Source organism: Blautia sp. OM06-15AC (assembly GCF_003481425.1).
GTDB lineage: Bacteria > Bacillota > Clostridia > Lachnospirales > Lachnospiraceae > Fusicatenibacter > Fusicatenibacter saccharivorans.
In genome coordinates this window covers 96,495-103,338 of record NZ_QULD01000011.1, presented here as the reverse complement: position 1 = coordinate 103,338, position 6,844 = coordinate 96,495, and the positions used below count along the sequence as shown (strand labels likewise).

7 protein-coding genes and 1 pseudogene are annotated in these 6,844 nt (G+C 47.7%); 7 read left to right on the top strand and 1 reads right to left on the bottom strand.

Annotated features, from left to right (window positions below; all coding sequences use genetic code 11):
- The 6 genes and pseudogenes from DXB83_RS13500 to DXB83_RS13470 all read left to right on the top strand — a co-directional run.
- Nucleotides 1-360: pseudogene (locus tag DXB83_RS13500) on the top strand (CHC2 zinc finger domain-containing protein); the annotation flags it as partial.
- Nucleotides 329-1,666 (top strand): virulence-associated E family protein, encoded by a 1,338-nt coding sequence (locus tag DXB83_RS13495; RefSeq protein ID WP_118697755.1) that lies wholly within the window; start codon nt 329-331, stop codon nt 1,664-1,666. The pseudogene DXB83_RS13500 and the gene DXB83_RS13495, both read left to right, overlap by 32 nt.
- Nucleotides 1,667-1,907: 241 nt before the next feature.
- The gene (locus DXB83_RS13485) at nt 1,908-2,141 is read left to right on the top strand and encodes an excisionase (protein WP_016218019.1); all 234 of its coding nucleotides are present in this window, start codon (nt 1,908-1,910) and stop codon (nt 2,139-2,141) included.
- 110 nt (nt 2,142-2,251) lie between these two features.
- Complete coding sequence (locus tag DXB83_RS13480) at nt 2,252-3,451, top strand: site-specific integrase (RefSeq protein WP_066562017.1); 1,200 nt, start codon at nt 2,252-2,254, stop codon at nt 3,449-3,451.
- Between the two features lie 185 nt (nt 3,452-3,636).
- Nucleotides 3,637-4,101: a low molecular weight protein-tyrosine-phosphatase gene (locus DXB83_RS13475; protein ID WP_118697754.1), complete on the top strand. Its 465-nt coding sequence runs from the start codon at nt 3,637-3,639 to the stop codon at nt 4,099-4,101.
- A 490-nt stretch (nt 4,102-4,591) separates the two neighbouring features.
- The gene (locus DXB83_RS13470; protein ID WP_442857936.1) at nt 4,592-5,269 is read left to right on the top strand and encodes a hypothetical protein; all 678 of its coding nucleotides are present in this window, start codon (nt 4,592-4,594) and stop codon (nt 5,267-5,269) included.
- A 122-nt stretch (nt 5,270-5,391) separates the two neighbouring features.
- Here DXB83_RS13470 and DXB83_RS13465 read toward each other — a convergent pair whose 3' ends face one another.
- Nucleotides 5,392-5,646, bottom strand: a complete 255-nt coding sequence (locus DXB83_RS13465; protein WP_022461058.1) for a heavy-metal-associated domain-containing protein — start codon at nt 5,644-5,646, stop codon at nt 5,392-5,394.
- Nucleotides 5,647-5,935: 289 nt separating this feature from the next.
- Between DXB83_RS13465 and DXB83_RS13460 the strand changes: the two genes are divergently transcribed.
- Nucleotides 5,936-6,838 carry an AraC family transcriptional regulator gene (locus DXB83_RS13460; protein WP_055228413.1) on the top strand — a complete coding sequence of 301 codons (903 nt, stop codon included), beginning with the start codon at nt 5,936-5,938 and terminating at the stop codon, nt 6,836-6,838.
- The last annotated feature ends 6 nt before the right edge of the window (nt 6,839-6,844 follow it).

Genomic DNA, 6,844 nt, shown 5'->3' with positions numbered 1-6,844 from the left:
AAAAAGCCCAAGCCCCGGCAGAAATCCCCGGAGGAACAGTTTCAGGAAGCAAAAAACCGCTGCTTCCGTATTCTTACCGATTATCTTCACTTGCTTATGGCATGGAGAACGGACTACGCCCCGCACTCCCCGGAGGAAGCCTTTCATCCCCGGTTTGTGGAAGCCTTACAGAAGCAAGACCAAGTGGAATATCTGCTGGATGTGCTGCTGTTCGGGGAGACAGAGGAAAAAGCGGCTTTGATTACGGATTACGGAAAGGATGTGATACAGCTTGAACAACGAATGGCAGAGCTTGCAGCCGCAGACGCAGCAAGAACTAAAAAACACCATGAACGCTATGCAGCCGCCCCAGAGCATTGAGGAAATCAAGGCGGGGCTGGAAACTACCGAGAAAGGCGGTGTCCGTCAGAGCATCCGGAACTGCCTGACCGTATTCCAGCGTGACCCTCTGCTTTCCGGGGCTATCGCATACAACATCCTAACTGACCGCAAGGACATCATAAAGCCCATCGGCTTCCACAGAGAAAGCACCGCCCTGAACGATACGGACATGAAATATCTGCTTCTCTATCTGGAAGAAACCTACGGGCTTACCAATGAGAAAAAGATTGATAACGCCATCGGGATTGTGGCGAATGAAAACAAGTACCATCCCATCCGGGACTACCTAAGTGCCCTTGTGTGGGACGGGACAGAACGAATCCGTTTCTGTCTGCGGCACTTTCTGGGGGCTGACGCAGACGATTACACCTATGAAGCGTTGAAGCTGTTCCTGCTGGGTGCAATCTCACGAGCCTTTCAGCCGGGGTGCAAGTTTGAAATCATGCTCTGTCTGGTCGGAGGTCAGGGGGCTGGCAAGTCCACCTTCTTCCGTCTGCTGGCAGTCCGGGACGAGTGGTTCTCCGATGATTTGCGGAAGCTGGACGATGACAATGTGTACCGCAAGCTGCAAGGTCACTGGATTATCGAAATGTCGGAAATGATGGCAACCGCCAACGCCAAGAGCATTGAGGAAATCAAGTCATTTTTAAGCCGGCAGAAAGAAGTTTACAAGATACCCTATGAAACCCACCCGGCAGACCGCCCCCGTCAGTGCGTGTTTGGCGGCACTTCCAATGCCCTTGACTTCCTGCCCCTTGACCGTTCCGGCAACCGCCGCTTTATCCCCGTCATGGTGTACCCGGAGCAAGCCGAGGTTCACATTTTGGAGGACGAAGCTGCTTCCAGAGCCTATATCGAGCAGATGTGGGCAGAAGCTATGGAGATTTACCGAAGCGGCAGGTTCAAGCTGGCTTTCAGCCCCACCATGCAACGGTATCTCAAAGAACACCAGCGGGATTTTATGCCGGAGGACACCAAAGCCGGAATGATACAGGCGTATCTTGATAAGTACACCGGGAGCATGGTCTGTTCCAAGCAGCTTTACAAGGAAGCCTTGAACCATACCTTTGACGAGCCGAAGCAATGGGAAATCCGGGAAATCAACGAGATTATGAACCAGTGCATTTCCGGCTGGCGGTACTTCCCGAACCCAAGAATGTTTTCCGAATATGGCAGACAAAAGGGCTGGGAGCGTGAAAACCCGGCAACGGACTCCGGCAACCCGTCTGAAAAAACGATGGATGGTTTTGTGGAGGTCACAGAACAGATGGAGCTTCCATTCTGAAAATGACCGCCCGTTGCACCCCCTGTTGCTATCCCGTTGCCGAGCCGGTTGCCGGGAAAAACCCCTTATTTCCGGGCTTTTCTCCCTTATAACAACCAAAACAACAGAAAAATAAAAGAAAAGTATAAATAGTAACCATCGCCAGATTGAGATTGTTTGCAAGGTCTTTTGAAGCCCGTTGCCGGACTTCGTTGCCGACACCCTCTGTCTGGCTATTTTCATGCATGGAGGATAACTGCCTATGGCGAATAATAAGATGAATATTGAAGGAAAAAATTACTCGGATATTCCGGTGTGGCGTAGATATACGCTTACCATTGAGGAAGCAGCCAGATATTATCATATCGGCGAAGGAAAATTGAGAACGCTTATTGACACACATCCCAATGAGGATTTTTATGTGATGAACGGCAATCGTGCCCTCATTAAGCGTGAGAAATTTGAGAGGTATCTGGATCAGGCTACTGCTGTGTAAACAGAGCTGACAGATTTACCGATTTCACATGATATAACTATGCGGAGAGCTGGATTTGTGCTATGATAAGAGCGCAAGTCTGGCTCTCTTTTTTGAAAGGAGAGTTCACGATGAGTGAGAAAAGACGAGATAACCGTAATCGGATTTTGCGAGAGGGCGAGTACCAGCGTAAAGATGGGAGGTATCGGTTCCGCTATATTGATGAGGACGGAAAAGAGAAAAATGTATACAGTTGGCGTTTGGACAAGAATGACCCAATGCCAAAAGGGAAGAAGCGGGAGCCTTCCCTGCGTGAGAAAGAAAAACAGATTGAAGCGGATTTGTTTGACCGTATCGTAACCAACGGTGGCAACTATACTGTTTTGGAACTGGTAGAAAAGTATGTTTCATTGAAAACAGGAGTTCGTCACAATACGGTTGCCGGATATAAAACGGTCATCAATATGCTGAAAAAAGAGAGTTTTGGGAATCTGCGAATTGATAAGGTGCGTTTGTCAGACGCAAAGGCATGGTTGATTAAGCTCCAACAAATTGATGGGCGGGGATACAGTTCCATTCATTCGATCCGGGGAGTTCTCAGACCAGCATTTCAGATGGCAGTAGATGATGACCTGCTTCGCAAAAATCCATTTGAATTTGAGCTGGCATCCGTCATTGTTAATGATTCTGTTACCAGAGAAGCGATTACCCGAAAGCAGCAGAGAGATTTGCTGAAGTTTATTCAGGAGGATAAGCATTTCAGCAGATACTATGATGCAATCTATATTCTTTTTCACACAGGGCTTCGTATTTCAGAGTTCTGTGGGCTGACGATTTCGGAGATTGAGTTTGGAGAAATGCGTATTAAGGTAGACCATCAGTTACAGCGTACTGCACAGATGCAGTATGTAATTGAAGAACCAAAAACTGACAAAGGTATTCGCTATGTGCCGATGACGGAAGCTGTCGCAGCGTGTTTTCGCAGAATTATTGCCAACCGAAAGACACCAAAAGTTGAACCGATGGTGGAAGGATACGCTGGATTTTTATTTTTGGATAAAAACGATATGCCGATGGTTGCCCTTCACTGGGAGAAGTACATGGAGCATATCATTCAGAAATACAACAGGATTTACCGTATCCAGATGCCGAAAGTTACCCCTCATGTATGCAGGCACACCTTTTGCTCTAATATGGCAAAATCCGGGATGAATCCGAAAACCTTGCAGTATATCATGGGTCACGCAGACATCAGTGTAACCTTGAACACTTACACCCATGTGAATTTTGATGATGCAAAGGAAGAAGTATATCGGATAGCGAATAGTTAAAAAAGCCCGTTGGTAAGGACGCTTGCTTTACCAACGGATTTACCAAGATTGCAGGGAAAAACACAAGAAAATACGAGAAGATTTGAGAAGATACCTTGAAAAGAAAGGAAAACTCAAAAGTCGGAAAACCCTGAAATATCAAGCGTTTGAGAAGAAATACAAGACTTAAATGGAGATATAAAAAGATGATTAAAGTATTATTTATTTGCCACGGCAATATTTGCCGCTCGACTCTTGCTGAGAGCGTATTCACCCACAAAGTAAATTCCCTCGGCCTTGCCCACAATTTTGAAATCGACAGCTTCGCCACCAGCCGCGAGGAGATCGGCAATCCGCCGCACTACGGGACAGTCAATAAACTGCGCGAGGAGCACATTCCGCTCGTGCCGCATCACGCAAAGCAGATTACATGGAAGGATTACGAGCGCGCCGACTACATCATCGGCATGGATACCGCGAATATCCGCAATCTGAACCGGATGCTGAAAAATGATCCGGATGGAAAGGTTTACAAATTTCTTTCCTTCATCGGTTCCGGCCGCGATATTGCGGATCCGTGGTATACGGGAGATTTTGAGGCGACGTACCGCGATGTCGTGGAGGGATGCAACGGCTTTCTGGCGTATCTGCGCCGGGAAGGAAAAATCTGAAAAACAAAAAGCGCCGAAAACAAGGCCAGTGCCCATTTGCAGAGAATGCGGCACTGGCCTTTTACTATAAGAAAATCCTATAGCCACTCCAAAAAATTAGCAATTAGACGTAACCAGACAAATATGGTATGATAACTGCATAGAAAACATAGCGAAATAATAGAAAAATAAAAGCTTTCCTATTTGAAAATTCATTCGATAGAACACGCGAAAGAGAGGCAGAAAATCAATGACGAATTATGATTATGAGATTGTAAATGGAAGAAAAATCCGCGTAAGACCAAAAGAAACCGTATCGGAGATCGACAAAAACGGCTATTTCCGCAGATAGCCGAATCACTTCACGACTCCGTTCGGCGACGGTGAAAACGATCTGAAGGCAGAAGGTAATAAGAGATACCGTCTCGTCTGGGCAAAGCTGTGCCACTGGTCCAACCGCGCGGCGATCGTAAGAGAGCTGGAGGGCCTGGAAGATCAGATTTCCGTCAATATGGTAGAACATGCCCCGCATGGGAAAAACCTTGGCTGGGAATACGTTTACAATGAAAACAACATCGACCCGGTGCTCGGTGATCAGTTCCTCTCTGAGGCGTATTACCGTGCTGATGATGATTACCAGGGAAGAACGACCGTTCCGGCGCTGAGCGACACAACGACGGGAAAGGTAGTCAACAACGATTACAACTGGCTGACCACTTATTTCGAGGTCAACTTCCGCCCATGGCACAAAAAAGGCGCGCCGGAGCTGTATCCGGTGGAGCTGCGGGAAGAGATTGACAAGATGAATCTCTGGCTCTTCGATAATATCAACAACGCGGTATACCGCAGTTCCTTCTCCAGAAGCAACGAAGGCCATTTCGACGGTGTGAACACCTTCTTTGCAGATTTTGCCGTGCCGCCGGCAGACGCCAAGGGAAGAATTGAGGGAGAGGAAGACGGCTTCCGCGCCAGCACACACTACGATCTGGCACTTCCGAAGATTGACTGGGATGCACAGTGGAAGGTTTCGACCGAGCGCGCCTACCTGTCCTCAGACCCGACCCATCCGATCTATCTTGGAAACAACCGCAGATTCGACATCGACCCGACCTGGTACGATCTGGGCGCAGAATCTCCGAAAAAAGAGGAGAAAGAAACGCCGCCGTCCTGCGGATGCTGCTGCGGCTGATCAAATCATAGATAAAAAATAGAAAACACCGTTTCAGAGGCAGATTTCCAAAAGGAAATAAACTTCTGAAACGGTGCTTTTTTCCAACGCACAAACTGCAAAAGGAAGGGCATGAAATCCGCTTATCGTCCGAAATGGAAAAATCCCTTTTTCTCATACGGCTCACTCGTATACGAAACCAGCTCATATCCGATGTCCTTGATCTGCTGTTTCAGATACGGAATATCGAGCGGTGCTTCGCTGATGACAACGGTCTCGCCGTTTTTTGCAGAAGAGTTTACTTTTTTTGGAGAGCAGCTCTTGCGGACTACATCATTCATATGGGATTCGCACATGCCGCACATCATACCATCAATTTTTAAGACTGTTTTAATCATACAATACCTGCTTTCTTCCGGGAATACAGCGAAACGAAAGCGTGCCGGACTGTATTCCTGGAGTTTGATGAAAAATTTGAAATCACATACCCTATCGGGGTATCTAAAATATAGCGCGGATGAAAAGAAATGTCAATAAGCTGATAAAATATGATAATTATTATCATTTAAGAAGGAAAAATACGGTCATGGAAGGGCGATTCGCCGGCAGAACATGGAAACTTGCCGGAATCGCAAAGTTCGTGTTACAATTGGGACAGCAGAGCAAAACAAGAGAGGAGACAAAAATATGCTCTCACAGATGAATTACCGAAAAGAAACACAGCCCCACGGTGATGAGCTTTTTCCGCTGAGCATTCACGTTTTCGAGACAGACCTGCAGAGTACCGTGCGGGTGTACTGCCACTGGCATGAGGAAGTGGAGCTCTTTTATGCAGTAAAGGGCGAAGCTGTTTTTCATATGGATACCGAAACCTTTCTCCTGCGGGAAGGGGAGACCGCCTTTGTCAATGCAAACCGCCTGCATGAGGTAGAGGGAATCGACGGACAGGAATTTACGTTTCTTGCCGTTGTATTCCAGCCGCGTTTTCTGTCCGGCACATCGCTTGACCGGATCCAGCAGCAGTATATCGAACCAGTGCTGTCCTCCGAGATCCGTTTTCCATCCAAGACAGAGCGGGGGACACGCCTTGCAGAAAAAACGGCACAGGCCATGCAGGAGATCCGAAATCTGCAGGAAAGAAAAGAACCGGGCTGGGAGCTGCTGTTAAAAGCGGAACTTCTGAAAATCTGGCAGGGATATTACAGTGCGGCAGAAAAGAACGGCGGAAAAACGGATGCCTCGACGAATTACCGTGTCAGCAGAATGAAAGAGATCCTCACATACATGAATGCTCATTTCTGTGAGGATCTCGAAATCGCGGAACTGGCGAGCCAGTTTCATATGAGTGAGAGCGCTTTCTGCCGCTTCTTTAAGTCGATTATGCATATTTCCGCCGTGACGTATGTCAATAACCTGCGGATTGCCGAGAGCTGCCGGCTGCTGCTTTCCACCGAGGAGGCGATCAGCAAGATTGCGAGCGACTGCGGATTCCGAAATATCAGCTATTTTAACCGAGTCTTCCAGGAACGCATGCACCAGACGCCGGGGCAGTTCCGCAGTTTATCCGCAGAAAACCGTACTGCGATATAAGATTCG